Origin of the sequence: Nitrosomonas sp. GH22 (assembly GCF_009833115.1) — a bacterium.
GTDB lineage: Bacteria > Pseudomonadota > Gammaproteobacteria > Burkholderiales > Nitrosomonadaceae > Nitrosomonas > Nitrosomonas eutropha.
This window is the reverse complement of sequence record NZ_QRCA01000009.1, coordinates 13,408-36,832: the sequence shown is the minus strand read 5'-3', so window position 1 is coordinate 36,832 and position 23,425 is coordinate 13,408. Positions and strand designations below refer to the sequence as shown.

The window sequence follows — 23,425 nt, the reverse complement described above, 5'->3', positions numbered from 1 at the left end:
TACAGGGACTTCCCATTCCATTCCAAGATAATAGTGTATTGTCACCCTCTCGGAATTCTTGACAGCAACACTGAGTAGAAACAAAAAAACAATCAGGCGTACAAGGGTCATAAATATGTGCATTTCTTCTGATTCAACTCAGAAAAGTAAAACAAAGGAAGACACGAGGTCATAAAGACCCTGTAGCAACTCCGATTAGTGTTCCCGGAAATACCCATAAAATCAACCTAAAGCCGCTCTCTCACTTATTTATCTGATTGCAACATACTCGGAACACCTGCCTATTCCAAGTAATCACGCAGGAAAGCGTGATCAGTAATTCACTGATTTCCGAGCATATTGTAGATTTACGCAACAAAAATCGGAAAGAAATGAGACACGCTTTCTTCTGGTGCAACGTTATTTTCAAGAGACACGGATTTCTAGCCTGTAGCCTGATCAAGCAGGTTATGCTGTTTATGGCTGGAATCAATCAGTTCTCGCATTTTTTTACCTGCCTTGAAGTGAGGAACATATTTCTCCGGCACATGAACCTTTTCACCTGATTTAGGGTTGCGCCCGACACGTGAAGGCCTGTAATTTAGATCGAAACTGCCAAATCCACGAATCTCGATACGTTCCCCTCTGGCAAGGCTTTTCGCCATTGCATCCAGAATAATCTTGACGACTAATTCTGCATCCTTTGCCAGCAGCTGAGGAAAGCGTTCCGCCAGCTTGGAAATCAGTTCGGATTTCGTCATGGCCAGCTTTTATTCTTCTGAAGATTTACTATCAATCTTGGCTTTAAGTAATGCACCCAGATTAGTAGTACCCGCACTGGCTGGAGATGGAGCCAGCGATCTGATCGCTTTATCTTCTTCCTCCTGGATCCTGGCTTTAACTGACAAACTGATACTTCGGCTCTTACGATCAATATTAATAATCGCGGCCTCAAGCTCATCCCCTTCGTTAACACGAGTACGAATATCTTCGATCTTGTCACGAGAAAATTCAGAAGCGCGCAAATAACCCTCTACATCATCCGTCAGTGCAATAACGGCACCCTTGGCATCCACAGATTTCACGGTACCCTTGACAAGGCTGCCTTTATCATGCGAAGCGACATAAATATTAAAGGGATCACCTTCCAACTGTTTGATACCCAAAGAAATACGCTCTTTTTCTACATCGATGGACAACACTACAGCTTCCACCTCATCACCTTTTCTAAATTCACTGATTGCTTTTTCACCTGTCTGAATCCAGGAAAGATCGGACAGATGTACCAAACCATCAATATTCCCTGGCAACCCGATGAATAAACCGAAATCTGTAATAGATTTAATTTGACCAGTAACTTTGTTGCCTTTTTCATGACTCAGTGAAAATTCTTCCCAAGGATTAGGTTTACACTGTTTCATGCCCAGTGAAATACGCCGACGATCTTCATCAATCTCAAGAATCATGACTTCGACTTCGTCACCCAGCTGCACAATTTTGGACGGATAAACATTCTTGTTGGTCCAGTCCATTTCCGAGACATGCACCAAGCCTTCGATACCCTGTTCAATTTCAACAAAGGCACCATAATCAGTCATATTGGTAACTTTGCCGAACATGCGCGTACCTTGAGGATAACGCCTGGAAAGGCCAATCCACGGATCCTCCGTGAGCTGTTTCAGTCCCAGGGACACACGATTTTTTTCCTGATCAAATTTCAGGATTTTGGCAGAAACTTCATCGCCAACATTGATAACTTCAGTTGGATGTTTGACACGGCGCCAGGCAAGATCGGTAATGTGCAACAATCCATCAATACCACCCAGATCGACAAATGCACCGTAGTCCGTAATGTTCTTGACAATCCCTTGGACAACCGCCCCCTCCTGCAAACTGGCCAGCAACTCATCCCGGTCTGCTCCTTGAGTCTCTTCCAGCACCGCACGCCTGGATACAACCACGTTATTACGCTTGCGATCAAGCTTGATCACCTTGAATTCCATTTCCTTGTTTTCATAAGGTGTCATGTCTTTAACCGGACGGATATCCACCAGGGAACCTGGCAGAAAAGCACGAATACCATTGATTGTGGCTGTTAACCCGCCTTTTACTTTTCCGTTAACCATGCCGGTAACAATTGTGCCTTTTTCCATGGCATCTTCCAGCTCATACCAAGCATTCAGGCGCTTTGCCTTATCTCTCGACAATCGGCTTTCACCGTAACCATTTTCAAGCGCTTCAATAGCAACACTGACAAAGTCGCCCTCATGAGCCTCAACCTCGCCCCTGTCATTCTTGAATTCTTCAATCGGGATATAGCTCTCGGATTTAAGCCCTGCATTAACCACAACAAAGTTGTAATCAACACGAATAATTTCAGCAGTAATTACTTCACCCACACGCATTTCCTTATGCGAAAGGCTCTCATTGAAAAGTTCGGCAAAGCTTTCTGTAGAATCCGCTACACTGGTTGCAATAGTCATTTAAAAAATACCCGATCGTAAACAATTCCCCTCTAAAAAACAAAAGGGGACAGGTTGGTTGGTTAATAAAAATAACAACTGAAAAACTTAAATTCCAAAGTCACTCAATACTACCGGAGTCAGCATACATACCCAATACCTTGCCGACAACCTGATCTATATTGAGGCCAGTTGTATCCAGCAAACATGTATCTTCACACTGTTGCAGTGGCGACGCAACACGCTTGCTGTCACGCTCATCACGCTCGCGAAGAGCCAGGACAAGATGCGCGATACTAGCATTTATTCCCTTCTCCATCAACTGCTTATGACGCCGACGCGCGCGCTCTTCTTCATTGGCAGTAAGATAAATTTTCAAAGTGGCGTCAGGAAAAATGACTGATCCCATGTCGCGTCCGTCAGCCACCAAGCCCGGTAGTTTACGGAAATCCCGCTGACGCTCCAGCAGTTCCACTCTGAGCGCAGAATATTGTGCGATTTTAGAAGCATACTCTCCGCATGCTTCTGCACGGATCTCATCACTTACATCTATCCCGTCCAGCCGGATTGATGAATCTGCAAAAGACACATCCAGACTTCGGGCAATACCAACCACTCCTTGCTCATCACCGGCATCTACACCGCGCTTCATGGCAGCCAGCGCCACCAGACGATAAAGTGCACCGCTATCAAGGTAATGAAACCCGAGCGCCTGTGATACAAGACGGGCGATTGTACCTTTCCCTGATGCGGAAGGGCCATCCAGTGTAATTACCGGAACATATTGATTTTTCATGGTTCACTCGATCCAAGCAAGATACTTCCGGTATTTAAATTGTTGCTTGTGAAATTTGGGTTCAATACACTTCTGGAAATTATTGGTGTGTAATGGCTGTGAATTTTTCAAAATAATCCGGGAAAGTTTTAGCTACACAATGTGGGTCATTGATGCGCACCGGTGTACCCAAGGATATCAGGGAAAAGCACATCGCCATCCGGTGATCATCGTAGGTATCAATCACAGTATTGGCCACCAAAGGGCCGTCCGGCGGCGTGATCCGCAGAAAATCATCGCCAGATTCCACTTGAGCACCCAGCTTGCGAAGTTCTGTTGACATCGCAGTGATCCGGTCTGTTTCCTTGACCCGCCAACTCGCTATATTCCTGAGCGTAGTCGTCCCTTGCGCAAACAATGCGGTCGTAGCCAGTGTCATAGCAGCATCAGGGATATGATTACAATCAAAATCAATCGCCTTTAAAACCTTGCCGTCAGATCTGTAGCCTGGGGCACTGGATTCTATCCAGTCACTCCCCATTTTGATGCAAGCTCCCATCGCTTCCAGCGCTTCAACAAAGCGGATATCTCCCTGACAGCTATCGCGTCCTACGCCATCAACACGCACCGGGCCACCTGCTATAGCTCCGGCAGCAAGAAAATAGGAAGCAGACGACGCATCCCCTTCAACAACGATCTTTCCCGGGCTGTGATAAATCTGATTCCCTGGCACGATAAAACGCAGCCAGGATTCCCGTTCAACCTGCACGCCAAAATAGGCCATTTGCGCAATGGTGAGTGTTACGTAGGGTTGTGAGATAAGTGTACCGTTGACAATGATGGTTGCTGGTTCACCAGCCAGAGGCAACGCCATCAGCAATCCACTGAGAAACTGACTGGAAATATTTCCATTGATAAGAATATCAGCTGGGTGGATTGCAGCCGGATGGATCTCCAATGGGGGAAAATGCTCTCGCTCAAGATAGGTAATTACAGCCCCAACTTGACGTAACGCATCCACTAAATCGCCAATCGGCCGCTCATGCATGCGTGGCACACCTGAAAGATGATAATGACCATGCATCAATGACAGTACCGCAGTTAACGGGCGAAAGGCTGTTCCGGCATTGCCCAGAAACAGATCAGCTTCCTTTACAGAAAATCTCCCACTGCACCCCGTTATCAGATATTGACCTTCATCAGTGCGAGTAACAGCTACCCCAAGCATCTTCAGAGCATCCAACATCCGCCCGGTATCATCGGATTCGAGCAGATTACTGATCGTTGTAGTGCCTTCAGCAAGTGCAGACAACAGAAGAACACGGTTAGAAATACTTTTCGAACCCGGCAAACGTACCTTACCTGCTGCACAACGAACCAGAGGAAGATCAAGCCATTCCATAAGCTAGCGACCTTCTGCCAGTAAAAGGCAGGAATCAATCAAAACATAATGATTTCTTTTCATTTGTTCAACAATAATTGATCCAGCTTCGTGAATCATCTTCAAATTAGGCAAATGTACATTAAAGTGGTAATTCTGTTTTTAGATTATCCAGCCGAATTTATACCCACTTTAAGCCCCGGATATTTTTTGTACCGATAATCCTTACTGAATGAACCTATCTGTAAATTAACAATTTACATCTGTCACCGAAACATTAACGCAACCGACTCTACTAAAGCCACCTCAGATCAAATACAATACAACCCTTATTCTTATAATAACTTTATTCATATTCAACGAGGTTAACTGATGGAAGATACTGCACCGATAGCCAACTTGCTTTATTCGATACTGGCCCTTCCGATTGCCTTTATGGTTCTCTATTGGGTTAAAATTCGCAAAGACCGGCACCGCAATGAATCGGGAGAAATAGAATACAGGAGCCTGGGACACGCGCTATCTTTCTTCGTAGTCGAAGGACTTGCGCTGGTAGGCAGCCTGTCCATCCTTATCACCGCTGTTTCAGGCATCGTTCGCTATATTATTTATATATATGGCTGATCTGACGTCTGTTCCGGGAACACAAAAAAACGAAAGGTATCTACCGGTCAGATCAAGAAGCTGCTTTACCGGTTTCCGGAACAGCGTCAGCACGCTTGCTCTTCACTTTTTTCTGCTCAAACTCAAATCCGATCTTGCCTTCCGGCCCTACAACTAGGTAAGCAGAAAAAGGCCGCCCTTTCTTGGAAATAAATCCTGTCAGCAAATCGGTTCTGCCCGTCTGAAGCAGTTTGATCACCTGTTCCGTATCGATAGCGCGATTCAGAATAATTTTTCCAGTTCTGAAACTGCAGGAAGGGCTTGGCCCTACCGCCTTTTCACAAACATAAAATAATTTGTGTTCATATACAGAATGTCCACACTGAGGACATTTTCCAAGCACTTGCTGTGCCGAAAAATCAACTTCCTCTTCTGTTTGGGTGGCTTCGTTGCCAAAATCAAACTTCATTTCATGATCATCTGTCAACCTGACAAGGGCGTTGAATGCACGTCCCATCTTGCTGCGAAAGCCTGACAAAGGACCAACCTCGCGGGTGGAAATCAGCGTTTCCATTTCATTCACCTCGAACTGCCGCCCTGCCAGAATCTTCCACAATGCAAAATCACATTGCTGACATTGAAATTTTTTATAGGTTTCCTTTATTACGCCACTGCATTTAGGACAAGGTACCTGGAGGGTTGCAAAATCTCCGCTGATAGTCTTACCTCGATGATTTTTAGCTTGCTCGACGATATGACGAGTCATCGTAGCAATCTTCTCCATGAAGACATCACGCTTAAGCTGGCCCTGCTCAATTTGACGCAACTTGAATTCCCAGTCTCCGGTCAACTCGGGTGAAATCAGCTCGGAAACCTTGATTCCCCGCAACAAAGTCACTAACGAGAATGCTTTGGCTGTCGGTTGCAACTCCCTCCCTGAACGCTCAACATAATTTTCATGAATCAGGCCTTCTATGATGGCAGCACGTGTAGCGGGTGTACCTAACCCTTTAGTACTCATGGCTGCACGCAACTCTTCATCTTCCACCAGTTTTCCGGCACCCTCCATCGCGGATAACAACGTGGATTCGTTATATCTGGCAGGGGGATGCGTTTGATTGGCAACTGCAGTTACTTCCTGGGCTAGAACCGTTTCGCCCGGTGTCACTGCCACCAGCACTGACTCTTCTTCCTGCCCCCGGACAGATTCCACCTTGCCATAAACAGTCTGCCAGCCAGCATGCACCAAAACCTTACCTTCCGTTTTAAAAGGCTCATCTTCCACCCTAGTAATGCGGGTTGTAACCAAAAACTCGGCTGCCGGGTAGAAAATTGCCAGAAACCGTTTGGTCACCAGGTCGTAGAGCTTCTCTTCCGCCTCATTGAGTTTTTTTGGAACCAGCGCTGTAGGGATAATTGCGAAGTGGTCTGAAACCTTTGCATTATTGAAAATCCGTTTGTTCGGTTTTACCCAGTCAGATTTTAAAATCTGACTGGCAAACTGATCATAATGTGATTCTTTCAGCGCCTGCAGCGTATCCTTGACTGTTTCCGAATAATCTTCAGGAAGTGCACGCGAATCAGTACGAGGATAAGTTAGCACCTTATGTTTCTCATACAAAGCCTGAGCAAGTCCTAACGTCGTTTTGGCAGAAAAACCAAAACGGCTATTGGCCTCCCGTTGCAGACTGGTCAGATCGTATAGTAAAGGACAGTTCTCCCTGGTCGGTTTGCTTTCTTCGGAAACAATCCCGGTTCGCCCATCGCATTTATCCCGAATCGCTTCAGCTCTGGCATGATCCCAAATCCGATCCGCCCTGGATTCAGATTCATCCTTACGCTTGCTAAAGCTTTCATCAAACCATTTTGCTTTATAGGAACCATTTTCTGCCTGAAAAACAGCATGAATCTCCCAATAGTCCCTGGCCACAAACTTCTTGATCGCCTCTTCTCGTTCAACCAGTATGGCCAGTGTAGGCGTTTGCACACGCCCGACTGTCGTTTTATGAAATCCGCCTTCCTGCGAGTTGAATGCAGTCATGACACGCGTGCCATTAATACCTACTAGCCAATCCGCTTCAGAACGGCTAACGGCCGCATCTGCCAAAGGCTGCACTTCGCTATCTTCCAGCAGATTTGTAAAAGCTTCCCGTATGGCCACGGGTGTCATAGATTGCAACCACAAACGTTTAATCGGTTTTTTGCTGCCAGTATGACGCACGATATAACGAAAAATCAGTTCACCTTCACGTCCTGCATCGCATGCATTAATTAACACATCAACATCTTTGCGCTTGATCAGCTTGCTCAACAGCTTGAGGCGATCCATGGTTTTCTCGATCGGAGCAAGATCAAAGCGTGGAGGAATAACGGGTAAATGATCAAAACTCCATTTCCCTCGCTTAACCTCATATTCCTCCGGGACAATTAATTCCAGCAAATGCCCGATTGCGGAGGACAAGACATATTCATCACTCTCGAAATAGTCACCCTGCTTGGTAAATCCGCCCAGGACACGCGCTATATCATTAGCAACAGAAGGTTTCTCGGCGATGATTAGTTTTTTACTCATAAGGTACTTATAAACTGCTATAGACACAATGAACAACTGACACACGGGCTACGTCAGCCGATCAAATCATCCGGTCTCCTGGCTGCCGGTCATGAACGGGTTGGATGGAAAGAGTATCTGCAAGGCATTAGTGCCGCTGGTGGGAATCACTGACTACAAATAATTTTTCGATGGTATTGCTGTCGGCCAGCTGATTCTGGATCCAAAGATCAAACAGCACCACCAGTTTTATCTTTTCCACGCTGGAAGTATCACCATCCATGCGGATGACCCGATCGATTAACAATTCACGTTGCAGCGGATTAATGACACCAGCCTGTTCAAGAAAGAAAATGAATCCGCGTCCTTCCGTATCAATAATCTCCATCTCTTCTTTTGTAAAATGGCGCATTGAATTGCTTTCAGCCAGCCCAGCCAGATAACCCTCCGTATCGTGATGAGAAAATTCGGACAACCAGTCAAGTGCCAGCGTAATTTCTTCGTCATCAAAGCCCGCCATGGTTAATTTCCGGGTCAACGTAGCAGAATCCGGATAGTTTCCGGTATCGAAGTAATTTTCAAACAAGTAAACAAGAATATCGAACATAGCCCACCCTGCAACCTCAAATTAAAATTACTACAAGACACCTTAAACAGGGTAACGAATTACTACCAAACACTCAATGAATCAACGAACACGTTGGTATCTTCCTCCAGGAAGACTACCAATCTTACCTTCCAATTCCAAGATCAGTAGCATGGCGGATACCGCCTCAACCGTCAAGCCACTGCGTGTGCAAAGCGTATCAATATCGATGGAATCATAGTCAAAATATATTAGTAGCCCGGTATCATCAATACAATCACCACTTGCATTTACCAATCCACCCGTTTCATTATGATTAGCCGGAGCAGCTTCAATTTGTTGTATCGGCTGATGATTCAATTCATCCAGAATATCCTGGATATTCTCAACCAGTTTCGCGCCCTGTTTAATCAACGCATGGCAGCCTTTTGACAAAGGAGAATGGATAGAACCGGGTATGGCCATCACATCACGCCCTTGCTCCAGCGCCAGCCTGGCAGTAATGAGTGACCCACTATACAACGTAGCTTCCACAACTAAACATGCATGACACATACCGCTGATGATACGATTTCTGCGCGGAAAATTTTTGCTCATGGCGGGCACCCCCAAGGGAAACTCGGAAATCAGAGCACCCTCATCTGCCAGTTTATGAGCAAGTTCACGATTCTTGGAGGGATAGACCAGATCAAGTCCGGTGCCAATAATAGCCATGCTGGAAGACGCACCGCGCAGCCCGCCCTGATGGGCCGCTGTATCAATACCTTGCGCCAGACCACTGATCACACAGAATCCTGCGTTACTGGCAGCCTCGGCAAAAGCATCGGCATTTGCAAATCCCTGTGGCGTTGCATTGCGACTGCCGACTATTGCCAGGGCCGGTCGCGCCAGAAATTTCCGCTGGCCTTTAAAATACAGGATTGGAGGGGGATCAGGAATATTGAGCAGAAGTCCTGGATAATCCGGATCTGCTAACGTAATCAGTGAATTAAGCGGGTCTTGCAGCCATTCAATCGTTTTGGCAAACTTATCCTCATCCACTTTGCGCTGAAAAATACTGGTGGCAACTGTTTTTTTTACGACACCTTCAAGCGCACGCTGATTTGCAGCAAGCACCTCAGCTGGATCGCCAAAAGCGACCAGCAATCGGCGCAAGCTTCCACTCCCTACACCCTCTGTCAGGCCAAGGCGCAGCCAAGATTCAATATCCCGGTCAATCTGCATAGAAAAAAGAACTCATCCCGATAACAACTTTAAACAACTGAAAAGCTGTACTACAAAAATTAACACGCGGGCGAGTATAGTAACTTTGCACCACCTTGTCAGGGTGTTTTTACAACATCCACCACCTTGATTGACCGGGTACTCTGCATAATCAGCGCATAGGAAACTGTATCAAATACACGGAAAACCATCGCTAAACCCACCCGCTCATCAGGCAAACCAATCTGCTTTCCCTCATGCGACCGAATATTGTTCTCGTGATAAACAGCCAATACATGCCCCGGTTCAATTCCACTGTTGCTCCCCAGATTAAGCGTAACAATCATATTCTCGCCAATTTCATTCACTCCACCATAAACTGAAATGATTCGACCGACCACGGAAAAATCAGGGGCATGCGGCAAGTAATTATCTATTTTTGCCGATGAAAGCGGAAGCAGACGATCGCCTTTCAGAATTTCCTGTACCGAACGGGAAATTATTGCGGTACTGATAGCTGCAAAATCAGTAATTTCAACAGTCCCCAGATAAACTGCTTCATAACCCAGGATGCGATTATCGCGATCAGGATCAGTTAATGCCTTCCCGTCACGAAATACCTGCCAGATTACACCCTGATCAACGGGCAGATCACGTATATAAATTTTGTCACCGGTGCTCAGAATCACCCGATCATCACTTGCTCCTAAAATAACAGGGGCTCCATCCAATCTACCCTTTTCGATTACCAGTGGTTGACTTAGAAAAGGTTCTATTTTCTCAGCAGGAATACCAGGAATGGCCCGCACCGCTGACTTCTCAACGCGAATCCCGGGAGAAAGCCGGACGGTACCTTTTTCACTTGCCATTCTCAGGCGGCTGCCATACAAAGTATTTTCCACAATGATGACATCTCCTGGATAAATCCGATGCGGATTCCTGATCTGCTCACGGTTCATCCGCCAGATTTCAGGCCAGCGCCACGGCTCTCTGAGAAACCGGGAAGCAATGCCCCAGAGCGTATCACCGGGAACAACCTGGTAATGCTCAGGTGCATTCTCTCGCAATCTGGTTTCACCAGCCGCAGAAGACAACCCGGAAAACAGGTTGATAAACAAAATCGCAGATATAATTGTCAAAGTACGCATAAGGGTTCTTCATCTCCATCAAGGTACCCGGAAAAGTAAAGTTATTTTGTTTGTTCCGGACGAACCACAAAATCACCAGACTGGACAGAGCACCGGATTGATCATAAAAATTGACCAGTGCACAATGATAGAACCTTCCCCAAAACTCCAGTATTTGAACTATGCAAATTTGTTATGGCAATTCTGAACATACTTCGATATCCCGATGAACGATTGCATAAAATTGCAGCCGTCGTACCATCAGTCACTCGGGAAATACGCATCCTGGCCAGCAATATGGCCGAAACCATGTATGCCGCTGCCGGTGTTGGCCTGGCAGCCACCCAAGTGGATGTTCATAAGCGAGTCGTCGTAATTGATACCTCCGAAACTCGTGACGAACTGCTGGTTTTAATCAATCCGGAAATTATCGCCAGCACAGGAAAATCGGAAACACAGGAAGGCTGTCTTTCCGTACCCGGTATTTTTGACAAAGTTTCTCGCGCCGAACAGATTACTGTCCGGGCAACTGATATTGATGGAAAATCATTTGAAATGGATGCAACCGGATTGCTGGCGGTTTGTATTCAGCATGAAATGGATCATCTTATCGGGAAGGTATTTGTCGAATATCTATCACCTTTCAAGCAATCCCGTATTCTGAGCAAGCTAAAAAAACAGGCGCGTAAACAAATTGCCTGACCAGATACCAACCAGCGCTCATATTCCGGTAACTCACATTGATCCAGCGAGCACGGTCACGCATGAAAATCATCTTCGCAGGCACTCCCGTTTTTGCGGCGAAAGCCCTGGAGGCAGTACAAAAATCAGGATTCGATATCCTCCTGGTCCTGACCCAACCGGATCGACCGGCTGGACGCGGCATGAAACTACAGGCAAGTCCGGTTAAGATACTGGCGCAGCAATACAACATTCCACTATTACAACCAGAAACATTAAAGTCACCGGATATACAAACACAACTTGAAACACTCAAGCCTGACGTAATGATTGTCGCAGCCTACGGACTAATATTACCGGAAGCGGTATTGCGTATCCCGCGTCACGGTTGCATCAACATCCACGCCTCCCTGCTGCCACGCTGGCGTGGCGCCGCCCCTATTCAACGCGCTCTTTTGGAGGGTGATGCAGAAACCGGTATTTCCATCATGCAAATGGATCAAGGGCTGGATACCGGAGCAGTTCTGCTAAAACGCGCATTTCTCATAGAACCACATGACACTGCCGCCACCTTGCACGACAAGCTGGCTGATCTGGGTGGTAAATGTATTGTGGAAACCCTGACATTGCTGGATCAGGACAAACTAACTCCCACGTTACAGGATAATGCAAGCGCCTGTTATGCAGCAAAAATCAGAAAATCCGAGGCCGAGATCGATTGGACACGTGATTCCACCCATATTGACCGGATGATCCGGACATTTAACCCGTATCCCGGCGCATTTACCAGCCTGCATGGCAGCATGATCAAACTATGGCAGGCCAATATCATCAATCGCAGCGACACCCGTCAGGCCGGTGAGATTATTGCTGCTGACCATAACGGGATAATCGTGGCATGCGGACGAGATGCTTTATCCATCAACATTCTGCAAAAAGCAGGTGGAAAAAAACTGACTGCTGCGCAATTCCTTGCCGGACACCCTCTACAACCTGGAGAACATTTCCAAAAAACCACACAGGGTCACCTGTGATTTTTCTTGAAAATGATTGAAATTCAATTACTGGCCATACAGGCAATCGGGGAGGTTTTTGCAGGCGCCAATCTGAACGAAGTATTGCGTAACATCTGGCAGATCAATTCCCGGCTTACGCCCCAACAACGCGGCGCCATTCAGGACATTGCCTATGGCACGCTCCGCCATTATGGTCAGCTTGACACCATCCTTCATCAATTATTAAATAAACCGGCACAAGACAAATCACTTCATTACCTGTTGGCAATCGCACTCTACCAGCTTTGTTACAGCAAAGCCCCGGCACATGCCATTGTCGATCACGCCGTGTCATCTTCCCGCAAAATCACACGCAATCCTGCCGCATCGGGATTGATCAACGCTGTGTTACGTAATTTCATGCGGCAGCGCACTTTATTGCTTGATCAAATCAAGAGCAATGAAGTCGCCCGCTATTCCTATCCGCAATGGTGGATTGACAAACTGCGTCAGCAATATCCGCAGGACTATAAAGCCATTCTGCTCGCAGGCAATGAGCACCCTGCTATGATTTTACGCATTAATTCGTTACGCACCTCGGTTAATCATTATCAGGCAATGCTGGATGCTCAGGGGATTGGCTCCGAATGGTTGGGGGGCAGTGCCCTGCAACTTATCAGGCCGGTCTCTGTGGAGAAATTACCCGGGTTTTCCGAAGGACTGGTGACTGTACAGGACGCGGGCGCACAATTTGCCGCCCCCCTGCTGGATGTCAAAGCAGGGATGCGTGTGCTGGATGCCTGTGCCGCACCAGGCGGAAAAAGCACCCATCTGGCTGAGTTAACTGAAAATATCAAATTGACGGTGCTGGATAAATATGAAGATCGGCTTACCAGGTTGACAGAAAATTTCTCTCGCCTGCAAATAACTGATTATCAGTTGATTTGTGGCGATGCAATGAATCCGTCGCAATGGTGGAATGGCCAATTGTATGATCGAATCCTGGCTGATGTCCCGTGTTCTGCTTCAGGCGTGGTCAACCGCCACCCGGATATCAAATGGCTCAGAAGACCAGGTGACACAGATAACTTCGCACAAATTCAGACAACCATATTGAATGAACTGTGGCCATTACTGCGGCATGGAGGAAAACTGCTGTATGCCACCTGCTCCGTATTCAATGAAGAAAATAACCTGATTACTGAAAAATTCCTGTCAATCCATCAGGATGCCAGCAGATTACCCTGCTCCCACGAAGAAATTAACAACGGCCAGCTGCTGCCGGGACCGCACCATGATGGCTTTTTTTATGCCTTGCTCCAAAAAAACTGACATGCACGCTGACATAAGGAGTCCCTGGCTCAGTATCGTTTTATTGTTAATCGTGCTGTTTTCATCAACCACACTTGCCGCCAAAGGACATATAGAAATAGAGTCTTTCCAGCTTAAAGAATCAGGCAAACGCTTTTATATCGATGTCCAGGCTGACATTGGTTTGAGCAAAACGATGAAGCAAGCCCTGAAAAAGGGGGTCGATCTTTATTTCGTCACCCGGCTTTTGATTATGAAACCACGCTGGTATTGGCTGAATGAAGAAGTCGCTCGCTATAAAGAAAGAACCACGCTCAGCTATCAGGCACTAACCAGGCAATATCGCCTGGTTCAACGCGGCCAGTCACAAAATTTTCCAACACTAAAAGCTGCATTACAGGCTTTGGGACATCAGCCAGATCTTTTGATCAGGGAACACACCCCACTCCTCCCGGACACCACTTACACCGCAGTTCTGCAGGTATGGCTGGATGTCTCACGGCTATCTAAACCGTTTCAACTGGAATGGCTTGATACTCAGGACTGGAATCTCATTTCTGAAAAAAAAATCTGGCAGGTTACATTTCCGCCTACCCCTGAAGCTGACAACGAATCTGATTATCGTTAGAGCCCGTTTATGAAATACGTTATTTTCGTTGTCGCAGGATTAAGTACCATTATGCTATTCCTGCTGGCCTCAGCCGGAGCCAATACCGAATTTTTTGAACGCCATTACCGCTGGCTGATTGTCAGCATCGTAATTTTTCTGCTGCTCTTGATTGGAATCGTTGGATTTCTACTCGGACGATTACGGCGCAGACTCAAGACTGGTGTATTCGGTTCAAAGTTGGCACTGCGGCTTCTGATGGTTTTTTCCCTGATGGCCATTCTGCCCGGCGCGCTGGTGTATGGTATTTCAGTACAGTTTCTGGGAAAAAGTATTGAATCCTGGTTTGATGTCAAAGTGGATCGCGCACTGGAAGGTGGACTAACGCTGGGGCAAACGATACTGGATAACCTGCTGGAGGAATTGCAGAAAAAGGCGCGGGCCGCCGCAATTGATCTGGCTGAACCGTCATCATTTCCTTTGACCGTTTTGAATCAGCTTCTAATTCAATCACAAATACAGGAAGCTACCCTGTTCAACCAGGATGGAAAGGTCATCGCCTTTACCGGTTTGGATGATACCGTATTGTTTCCCGAAATCCCCAATACAGAAGCGATGCGGCGCATCCGGATGCAGAGGGATTACAGTGCGGTCGAAACACTCGCGAATAACACGCTGTATCTGCGAGTACTTGTTCCAGTCAACATACTAAGCGCCAACGAAGATATCCGAGTACTACAGGTACTGCAACGGGTGCCGCAATCCATCGCACACAACGCGGAAATCGTTCAGGCTGGCTTTAGTGATTATCAGGAATTAATGCTGTCTCGTCAGGGATTGACTCGGCTGTACAGCGTAACATTGACCCTGGCCTTGTTGCTTGCTCTGTTTTCCGCACTGGCCGGTGCATTTCTGATCAGCGAAAAATTAAGCGCGCCACTGGGGTCATTGGCAGAAGGAACACGCGCCGTAGCTCAGGGTGATTTCAGCCGGCGACACCAGATTCACAGTACCGATGAATTCGGTATCTTGACTGAATCATTCAATCTCATGACTGAACAACTGGAGGCCGCACGCACCATCGCACAGCAGCATCAACAGGAAATTGAAAATGCACGTGCCTATCTCGAAAATATTCTGGCCAATCTGTCATCAGGTGTTATCGTCTTTGATAAAGTATTGAGAATACGTGCAGTCAATCAGAGTGCAGAGCAAATACTGCAAATTCCGCTGACCAATTTCGAGGGATTAACCATAGAAGAATGCGCCAAACAGGAAGCGGGATTGCGGTTATTGGCCGGGGAAATAAGAAGCGGCTTTGATTCTGAAGAGGTTGGTGAATGGCAAAGACAAGTATTGCACTTCAATGCAGATAAGGAGCAGGTGCTGCTTCTGCGAGGCTCTCGCCTACCCCAGGCATCCGGTGGCGGTGTTGTGGTATTCGACGACATCACCAGCCTGTTACAAGTCCAGCGTACCGTAGCATGGGGAGAAGTAGCACGACGCCTGGCGCATGAGATTAAAAATCCACTTACGCCGATCCAGTTATCCGCTGAGCGTTTGCAGCATAAGCTGATCAGCAAACTCGACGAGCCAGATGCCAGAATTCTGAAGCGTTCTACAGAAACAATCGTGAATCAGGTTGAAGCCCTGAAAAAAATGGTGAACGAATTCCGGGAATACGCACGAGTACCTGAACCCGAGTTATACCAGGTAGATATCAACCGGCTGGTACGGGAGATTCTGGCGCTTTATCAGACGACTGACAACACAGAAAACGAATCACCACTGCCGCCAATCACGATAGAACTAGCAGGAGAGCTTGCCCCTGTCAGAGGAGATCCGGCGAGGTTGCGTCAAGTCATTCACAACTTGCTGCAGAACGCGCAAGATGCACTGGCCAATATAAAAGAAGCTGCTATTACTGTGCGGACCAGATCCGTTAATAACGGAATCGAGCTGAGTGTGACTGATAATGGCAAAGGATTCCCGGAGCAGGTCAAAACACATGTATTTGAGCCCTATGTCACCACCAAACCAAGAGGTACCGGGCTCGGGTTGCCGATTGTCAAAAAAATTGTGGATGAGCACGGTGGCACTGTCAAAATACAAAATATTCAGCCGCATGGTGCACAGGTTTCAATCATTCTGCCTGCATTCCTCCACAACAGTTCGCATGTTTCATCTGAGGCAGCTCATGCCTGAGATGCTCAGTGATCCAATTGCAGATTGCAAAGTAAATCAGTTGGCATTTTCACAAAATTTTGCACAGGCAAAACATGCAAGGCACAATATAGAGATAACTGCTCTGCCCAAAGCAGTCCATCGCCATTTACAAAATCGAAAACTCTTAACAACAGAGCTCCGGGACAACACCCGACCAGAAGGCTGGAATCAAATCTGAATCTGAATCTGAATCTGCACCATAACAAGCGTAAACAGGGATGGATACCGCCCGCAGAAACAAATTCTCGTACCCCAGTCACATGAAAGGATAAGGATCACATGGCCAATAACACTATTCTCGTTGTGGATGATGAGCTGGGGATACGCGAATTATTATCCGAGATACTGGGGGATGAAGGTTACAGCGTTGCACTCGCGGAAAATGCAGAACAGGCGAGAAACTATCGCAACCAGACACGCCCCGATCTGGTATTGCTGGATATCTGGATGCCGGATACAGACGGCATCACACTGCTGAAAGATTGGGCGAATAACGGCCTCCTGACCATGCCGGTCGTCATGATGTCTGGCCACGGCACAATTGATACAGCAGTAGAAGCAACCCGTGTCGGTGCAGTTGGTTATCTGGAAAAACCAATTCCACTGCAGAAATTACTCAATACGGTCGGGCAGGTCATGCGCGGCGGCAGACAACATAAATCTTCGCCGGCTCTTTCCCTGTCACATTTGGGACACAGCGGACTAATCACGGAGCTGCGAAAAAAACTAGAGCAAGTGGAAAACCTTAAAATTCCCGTCTTGTTAACCGGCGAGCCGGGGGTTGGCGTGGAACACTGCGCACGATTCCTGCATCGTCCTAACACGGCCTGGGTTGCTCCGGAATCCTGTTCATTCCTTGCAGAAAGCCCTTTGGCACAATTGGAACAGGCAAAAGGCGGATTACTTTTCCTCGGAGAAGTTGGAGATCTCAGCAAACTGGAACAGAAAGGCTTGTTACTGCTGCTCGGCAAGCTGGAGCAATATGGGGTACGACTGGTTTGTGCAACAACACGCTCTCTGGCAGAGTTGACGGCGCAGGGAGCCTATCACCCAAAACTGTTTGAAATACTGAGCAATCTCTGTATCACCATCCCTCCCTTGCGTGCTCACCGCGAAGATGTGCCGGAAATAGCCAACCAATTGCTTTCAAGCTGGATTGAATCAGGAGAAGTACCTCTCATGCATTTCAGTACAGCTACACTTAATGCACTGCGTAATTATGACTGGCCAGGCAATCTTGCACAACTGACAAGTATCGTGCATTCACTGGCGCTAACCTGTGCGGATGATGAGATCTCTGTCGATGCTGTACAACAGGCCCTGGCATTCTCCTCACGCGAAGCCGTGTCTGTTGTTTCAGATATTCCGCTCAACATATCGCTGCGCGAAGCACGGGATATTTTCGAAAAGAATTATTTTGAGAAACTGATCGAACAGGAAAACGGCAACATGACCCGTGTTGCTGAGCGCGCAGGCTTGGAACGTACTCATCTTTACCGGAAAATTAAAACATTGGGCATCAAGCCGCGCAGCCAAAATTATTAAAAGAACACGGAACTGGGGAGCAATCTTCAATCCTAACTGAATACAGGACCATATGAAAATTAGCAATTCCAACAGGCAGCTTTACAATAAATAGGGCGATCAGTATAATTGCCGACTTGTCTTAACCGGGGGTATAGCTCAGCTGGGAGAGCGCTTGCATGGCATGCAAGAGGTCAGCGGTTCGATCCCGCTTATCTCCACCAGCTTTTTACTTTATCCGCAATACTGGTCCCCATCGTCTAGAGGCCTAGGACACCACCCTTTCACGGTGGGTACAGGGGTTCGAATCCCCTTGGGGACGCCATCAACAAATCCTGGCGTCATCAATATTCATATAATCTGTCCAGCATGCCGGGTGGAAGATCAATCTTGTTCTATTGCGCAATCCCTGCGTATTCTTCCTTGATATCGTTGTGTGATTGATAAATCAGACTATACAATTCCGACGTGGGTGTAGCGTTGTAGCTGCGGGATGCAAACATCATTCCAGTTGCAGGCACAAAACAGACAACCACCACTGCTGAAACACTGCTCAGGCAAAGATACGCTGCTTCTGTATAAAGCCGATAATCTGTTGGGCTAACTGATTAGCCAGGCAGTCAAAGCCATGCAGTTCATTCATTGCTCTCAGCCAGGTTAATTGGCGCTTGGCCAGCTGTCTGGTTGCAAAAACACCCCTCTCCCGCATTTCAGCCAAGCTGATTTCATTCTCCAGATACATATATACCTGACGATATCCGACGCAACGCATTGCAGGCATATCAGCGGTCACCTGGAATTGATCACGGATCATACGTACTTCATCCACCAACCCTATTTCCAGCATTTTGTCAAACCGCTGACTGATGCGAGCATGTAAAACGCTGCGATCACCCGGAAGTAGAGCGATATTAAAAACACGATATGGAAAATCACGGCTCTGCTGTTGTTTCAGCACTGCTGACATAGGTCTGCCAGTCAGATAACAGACTTCCAGTGCGCGCTGAATACGCTGACTGTCATTCGGTTTGATGCGTTCTGCTATGACAGGATCAAGCCGACTCAGAACAGTATGCATAGCAGGCCATCCTTGTTCGCGGGCTGATTGTTCCAGCTCCTTGCGCACAGCCTCATCAGCTGCAGGCAGTGTGGCCAATCCTTGTTGCAACACCTTGAAATAAAGCATGGTACCGCCAACTAACAGCGGTATTCTGCCGCGTGCTGTAATCCCATGCATGACAGACAAGGCATCCTCCCTGAATTGCGCAGCAGAATAACTTTCATCAGGGTTAATCAAATTAATCAAATGATGCGGGATTTCTATCTGAATCGATTTGTCCGGCTTGGCGCTGCCGATATCCATATACCGGTAAACCTGCGCTGAATCAACACTAACAACTTCTACCGGGAAGTGACGTGCGATTTCTATTGCCAAGCCAGACTTACCGCTGGCAGTAGGCCCCATCAGAAAAATGGCTGCTGGAGATTCTGTATCAGGAAGATTCACGGCCAACTGTTATCAGTTACAATAAAAAGTGTGAACAACCGATCGGTTATTCGAATCATGATTTTTAATGTTGTCAGCTGAAGTTTTCAAATGACAACAAGGAATATTAAAATGGTTTACTAATACCATCATTATCCACCGGGAGAATCCTTGAAAATACTCGCCATCCTGCTTTTACTATCCATTCTGTATACCCTCGGCTCTGCAGTGTATTACATGATCAAAGACAAGGGTAACAGCACGCGGATGGTCAAGGCGCTCACCGCACGCGTCATACTATCTCTGACATTGTTTGCAATCATGATGTTATGGGTTTATGTGGAGTACATTCACGGAACCTGAGGCAGACCGGTTATCAGTAAATCACCTCCACCTTGTCATGACCAAGACTATCCATAAGCGCCTCGATCAGCCTTTCATGCAAATGAACACGCCAGCGACTGCTCAAGTCAATTTCACATCCGGCCCCCTCATTGCGAAAATCAATTGACACCGGACAAACTGCTGAAGGCAGCACATTATGCACACTACTTCCTGGAAGATATGCAGTCAATAATTCCTTGAGTTGCGCGGGAGTGAGAAGCACCGGGCTATCAATCACGATTCTCAGTTTTCTGGCATGCATTGAGCGAGCAGTCGCGTAATCAAAAACCTCTTTTGCCACAATACGTTTTTCAGCATTTTCTCCATTACCATGGCTGACCACAGCGCTTACCACCAGCAGCTGATCCGCCTTCAAAAACTGCGAATTCGTACTTAGCAAATCACTGTAAACCACGAGTTCAACTCTCGCCATACCATCATCCAGTGTAACAATCGCCATCTTCCCACGCCGGGACATTTGTGTCCGGATCGCGTAGATCACACCGGCAATCAGCTGCGGCTCACGCCCGGGAGCAATCCGTCCAAGGCGCGCCGGGATAAAACGGCTTAGTTCTTTGGCATAACTGTCATACGGATGACCACTCAGATAAAACCCCAATGACATTTTTTCATACTGCAGCTTTTCTTTCTCCGGCCATTGTGCGATCTCCGTTATAACCGGCTGCTGCAATAGATCAGCATTGTCATCAAACAGACTGACCTGGCTGGCAGTCAGGCTGCAATGTTCTGCGTATTCGAGTGCCATCCCGACAGATGCCATAAGTGCAGCACGATTAGCTTCAACCGTATCAAATGCCCCTGCGCGGATCAGCGCCTCAATGGTACGGCGATTAACAATACGCCGATCAACTCGTTGACAGAAATCGAACAGGCCGGTAAATGCTATTCCCTGCTCCCGTGCCCGCACGATTGCCGAAATAGCCGCCTCCCCCGTTCCCTTGATAGCACCCAACCCATAGCGGATAGTTTTGCGATCAACCGGAACAAAATAATAGGCAGACTGATTAATATCCGGCGGCAGAATGGCAATACCGTTCAGCTTACAATCCTCATAAAACACATTCACCTTGTCAGTGTCATCCATATCCGATGACATACAGGCTGCCATGAATTCTGCAGGATAATGTGCCTTGAGATAGGCAGTCTGGTAAGCAATCAGCGCATACGCTGCCGCGTGGGATTTATTAAAGCCGTAGCCGGCGAATTTTTCCATCAGACTGAACAACGTTACGGCATCTGCTTCCATCATGCCATTTCTGATAGCGCCTTCAACAAAAACCGCGCGCTGCTGCGCCATTTCCTCCACTTTCTTTTTACCCATGGCGCGCCGCAGTAAATCAGCTCCGCCCAGACTGTAACCGCCAATCACCTGGGCAATCTGCATCACCTGTTCCTGATAAATCATGATGCCGTAAGTCGGCCCGAGAATTGGCTGCAAGCGAGGATCCAGATACTCCACCCGTTTGCCATGTTTACGCTCGATGAAATCGGGAATTAGATCCATCGGTCCCGGCCGATAAAGCGCCACCAGCGCAATCAGATCTTCAAAGCGGTCCGGTTTCGCCTTCTGCAGCAGATCTTTCATGCCGCGTGATTCAAACTGAAAAATTCCGACGGTGTTGCCTTTTGCCATTAATGCAAAAGTTGCTGCATCCTCAAGGGAAATATCGCCCAGTGAAAAGCGATTTTCTTCCACAGATTGCTCACCAGCATCTTTCCCACCCAATGAAGCCAACTGGTACTGTCGGATATCAGCAACCGCCCGATCGAGAATGGTTAATGTCCGCAGCCCGAGGAAGTCGAATTTTACCAGCCCAATTTTCTCGACATCATCCTTATCATACTGGCTGACGACCGCATCCCCCGAATCAGCACAGTAAACCGGGCAAAAATCGGTTATTTTCCCTGGAGCAATCAATACCCCCCCGGCATGCATTCCCACGTTGCGCGTCAATCCCTCCAGACGCTCGGCCAGTTCCAGCAGATTGCGCACATCTTCTTCCGCTTCTGCACGTTGATTAAGTAATGGCTCAATTTCACGCGCCTTGTGCAGGGTCATACCCAACTCGAATGGCACCAGCTTGGCTAGTTGATCGACAAAATTGTAAGGCAGATCGAGCACGCGACCGACATCACGCACCACTGCCTTGGCCGCCATTGTGCCGAACGTTGCGATCTGCGCCACGCTCTCTGCACCGTAACGATCACGCACATATTCAATAACCTGCTCACGCCGATCCTGACAGAAATCAATATCAAAATCCGGCATGGAAACCCGCTCTGGATTGAGGAAACGCTCAAACAGCAAGTCGTAACGCAGCGGATCCAGATCAGTAATATCCAGCGAATAGGCCACCAGCGAGCCCGCTCCGGAACCACGCCCCGGTCCGACCGGTACATCGTGCTGCTTCGCCCAGCTGATAAAGTCAGACACAATCAGGAAGTAACCGGCAAACCCCATCTGAATGATAGTTTCCACTTCAAAATCCAGCCGTGCCTGATAAGCCGGATATTTTTCATCACGCTGCGCTGCTTCCGGAAACAGCTGTGTCATCCGTACAACCAGCCCTGCTTGCGCCCGATCACGCAAATACTGCTCAACACTAATTCCCGCCGGGGTTGGAAAATCCGGCAGCCGGTTGACTCCCAATTCCAGCATCAGTGAACAGCGACGGGCAATTTCCACGCTATTGGCCAGTGCTTCCGGCACATCACCAAACAGCTCACTCATTTCTGCCGCTGTCTTGAAATACTGCTGCTCGGTAAACTCCCGGGGGCGTCGGCGATCTCCCAGCACATAACCCTGTGCGATACACACCCGTGCCTCATGCGCTCTGAAATCTTCCGGCTGCATAAACTGCACCGGATGCGTTGCTACCACAGGTAGTTTTAGACCAGAAACCAGCTCCAGCATGGCATGATTTGTTACTTCCTCATCAGGCCGGCCACAGCGCTGAATTTCCAGATAAAACCTTTCAGGGAATAACGCTGCCCATTCCTGAGCAGCTGTTGTTGCGGCGTCTGGATCCGCCAGCAACAATCGCTCCACTTCGCCCTGCTCCCCTCCGGACAGGGCAATCAATCCTTCTGTCCCGGCTCCCTCCCGAAACCAGTCTTTCTTCAGTTCCGCACGACCACGCTGCATGTTCTCCCGATAGGCGCGCGACAACAGACGGCTCAGCAGCAAATAACCGGAAAATGACTGGCACAACAGCAGCAAGCGAAACGGCCGGTCCGCATCATTCTCATTACTGATCCAGACATCACATCCGGCAATCGGCTTGATTCCAGCCTTGCAGGCATGCTGATAAAACTTGACCAATCCGAAAAGGTTAGACAGATCAGTCAGCGCCAGCGCCGGCATACCAGTATCGCGCGCTTTGGCAACCGCTTCTTCAATCCGCACAATACCGTCTACAACGGAATATTCACTGTGCAACCGCAAATGAACAAAAACAGGGTTAATCAGCATGGTGATACAATAAAAACCAAGTGAAATTTTGAAAAACCGGATAATCAGTGC

At 47.7% G+C, this 23,425-nt stretch carries 19 protein-coding genes and 2 tRNA genes; 11 read left to right on the top strand and 10 right to left on the bottom strand.

Features of this window, described 5'->3' with window-relative positions:
• Positions 1–422 precede the first annotated feature (422 nt).
• The 4 genes from ABF86_RS02060 to aroA form a co-directional block, all read right to left on the bottom strand.
• Positions 423–740 (bottom strand): integration host factor subunit beta, encoded by a 318-nt coding sequence (locus ABF86_RS02060; protein WP_011633521.1) that lies wholly within the window; start codon positions 738–740, stop codon positions 423–425.
• Positions 741–749: 9 nt separating this feature from the next.
• On the bottom strand, positions 750–2,462 hold the full coding sequence (gene rpsA, locus ABF86_RS02055) for a 30S ribosomal protein S1 (protein WP_011633520.1): 1,713 nt from the start codon (positions 2,460–2,462) through the stop codon (positions 750–752).
• Between the two features lie 100 nt (positions 2,463–2,562).
• Positions 2,563–3,237 carry a (d)CMP kinase gene (cmk, locus tag ABF86_RS02050; protein WP_074684677.1) on the bottom strand — a complete coding sequence of 225 codons (675 nt, stop codon included), beginning with the start codon at positions 3,235–3,237 and terminating at the stop codon, positions 2,563–2,565.
• Between the two features lie 79 nt (positions 3,238–3,316).
• Positions 3,317–4,618 carry a 3-phosphoshikimate 1-carboxyvinyltransferase gene (aroA, locus tag ABF86_RS02045; protein WP_074684676.1) on the bottom strand — a complete coding sequence of 434 codons (1,302 nt, stop codon included), beginning with the start codon at positions 4,616–4,618 and terminating at the stop codon, positions 3,317–3,319.
• A 351-nt stretch (positions 4,619–4,969) separates the two neighbouring features.
• Between aroA and ABF86_RS02040 the strand changes: the two genes are divergently transcribed.
• Positions 4,970–5,221 (top strand): hypothetical protein, encoded by a 252-nt coding sequence (locus ABF86_RS02040; RefSeq protein WP_011633517.1) that lies wholly within the window; start codon positions 4,970–4,972, stop codon positions 5,219–5,221.
• Between the two features lie 52 nt (positions 5,222–5,273).
• Here the strand turns inward: ABF86_RS02040 and ABF86_RS02035 are convergent, their stop codons facing one another.
• The 4 genes from ABF86_RS02035 to ABF86_RS02020 all read right to left on the bottom strand — a co-directional run bounded on the left by ABF86_RS02035 (position 5,274) and on the right by ABF86_RS02020 (position 10,688).
• Positions 5,274–7,772: a DNA topoisomerase III gene (locus tag ABF86_RS02035; protein ID WP_011633516.1), complete on the bottom strand. Its 2,499-nt coding sequence runs from the start codon at positions 7,770–7,772 to the stop codon at positions 5,274–5,276.
• Positions 7,773–7,899: 127 nt separating this feature from the next.
• Positions 7,900–8,358 (bottom strand): DUF494 domain-containing protein, encoded by a 459-nt coding sequence (locus tag ABF86_RS02030; protein WP_011633515.1) that lies wholly within the window; start codon positions 8,356–8,358, stop codon positions 7,900–7,902.
• A gap of 81 nt (positions 8,359–8,439) precedes the next feature.
• Entirely contained in the window at positions 8,440–9,561 is a 1,122-nt protein-coding gene (dprA, locus tag ABF86_RS02025; RefSeq protein WP_074684675.1) for a DNA-processing protein DprA, read from the bottom strand.
• Between the two features lie 98 nt (positions 9,562–9,659).
• A complete protein-coding gene (locus ABF86_RS02020) occupies positions 9,660–10,688 on the bottom strand; it encodes a LysM domain-containing protein (protein ID WP_011633513.1) in 1,029 nt (342 codons plus the stop codon).
• A 174-nt stretch (positions 10,689–10,862) separates the two neighbouring features.
• Here ABF86_RS02020 and def point away from each other — a divergent pair, with 174 nt between their 5' ends.
• The 9 genes from def (at position 10,863) to ABF86_RS01975 (ending at position 18,336) form a co-directional block, all read left to right on the top strand.
• On the top strand, positions 10,863–11,369 hold the full coding sequence (gene def / locus ABF86_RS02015) for a peptide deformylase (protein WP_011633512.1): 507 nt from the start codon (positions 10,863–10,865) through the stop codon (positions 11,367–11,369).
• Positions 11,370–11,431: 62 nt separating this feature from the next.
• Positions 11,432–12,382 carry a methionyl-tRNA formyltransferase gene (gene fmt, locus ABF86_RS02010; RefSeq protein ID WP_011633511.1) on the top strand — a complete coding sequence of 317 codons (951 nt, stop codon included), beginning with the start codon at positions 11,432–11,434 and terminating at the stop codon, positions 12,380–12,382.
• Between the two features lie 12 nt (positions 12,383–12,394).
• Entirely contained in the window at positions 12,395–13,675 is a 1,281-nt protein-coding gene (gene rsmB, locus ABF86_RS02005) for a 16S rRNA (cytosine(967)-C(5))-methyltransferase RsmB (protein ID WP_074456075.1), read from the top strand.
• Between the two features lies 1 nt (position 13,676).
• On the top strand, positions 13,677–14,282 hold the full coding sequence (locus ABF86_RS02000) for a DUF4390 domain-containing protein (RefSeq protein WP_011633509.1): 606 nt from the start codon (positions 13,677–13,679) through the stop codon (positions 14,280–14,282).
• Between the two features lie 9 nt (positions 14,283–14,291).
• Entirely contained in the window at positions 14,292–16,466 is a 2,175-nt protein-coding gene (locus tag ABF86_RS01995; RefSeq protein ID WP_011633508.1) for an ATP-binding protein, read from the top strand.
• Positions 16,459–16,665 carry a hypothetical protein gene (locus ABF86_RS01990; RefSeq protein WP_041353415.1) on the top strand — a complete coding sequence of 69 codons (207 nt, stop codon included), beginning with the start codon at positions 16,459–16,461 and terminating at the stop codon, positions 16,663–16,665. The genes ABF86_RS01995 and ABF86_RS01990 overlap by 8 nt, the downstream gene beginning before the upstream one ends.
• Positions 16,666–16,766: 101 nt before the next feature.
• Positions 16,767–18,032, top strand: coding sequence for a sigma-54 dependent transcriptional regulator (locus tag ABF86_RS01985; RefSeq protein ID WP_011633507.1), 1,266 nt, complete (start codon positions 16,767–16,769; stop codon positions 18,030–18,032).
• Between the two features lie 127 nt (positions 18,033–18,159).
• Positions 18,160–18,235: transfer RNA gene (locus ABF86_RS01980), tRNA-Ala, on the top strand.
• A gap of 25 nt (positions 18,236–18,260) precedes the next feature.
• Positions 18,261–18,336 (top strand) — tRNA-Glu (locus ABF86_RS01975).
• 228 nt (positions 18,337–18,564) lie between these two features.
• Here ABF86_RS01975 and miaA read toward each other — a convergent pair.
• Positions 18,565–19,518, bottom strand: coding sequence for a tRNA (adenosine(37)-N6)-dimethylallyltransferase MiaA (miaA, locus tag ABF86_RS01970; RefSeq protein ID WP_011633506.1), 954 nt, complete (start codon positions 19,516–19,518; stop codon positions 18,565–18,567).
• Between the two features lie 150 nt (positions 19,519–19,668).
• Between miaA and ABF86_RS01965 the strand changes: the two genes are divergently transcribed.
• Entirely contained in the window at positions 19,669–19,860 is a 192-nt protein-coding gene (locus tag ABF86_RS01965) for a twin transmembrane helix small protein (RefSeq protein ID WP_011633505.1), read from the top strand.
• Positions 19,861–19,873: 13 nt separating this feature from the next.
• Here ABF86_RS01965 and dnaE read toward each other — a convergent pair whose 3' ends face one another.
• Positions 19,874–23,374 (bottom strand): DNA polymerase III subunit alpha, encoded by a 3,501-nt coding sequence (dnaE, locus tag ABF86_RS01960; RefSeq protein WP_011633504.1) that lies wholly within the window; start codon positions 23,372–23,374, stop codon positions 19,874–19,876.
• Positions 23,375–23,425: the final 51 nt, after the last annotated feature.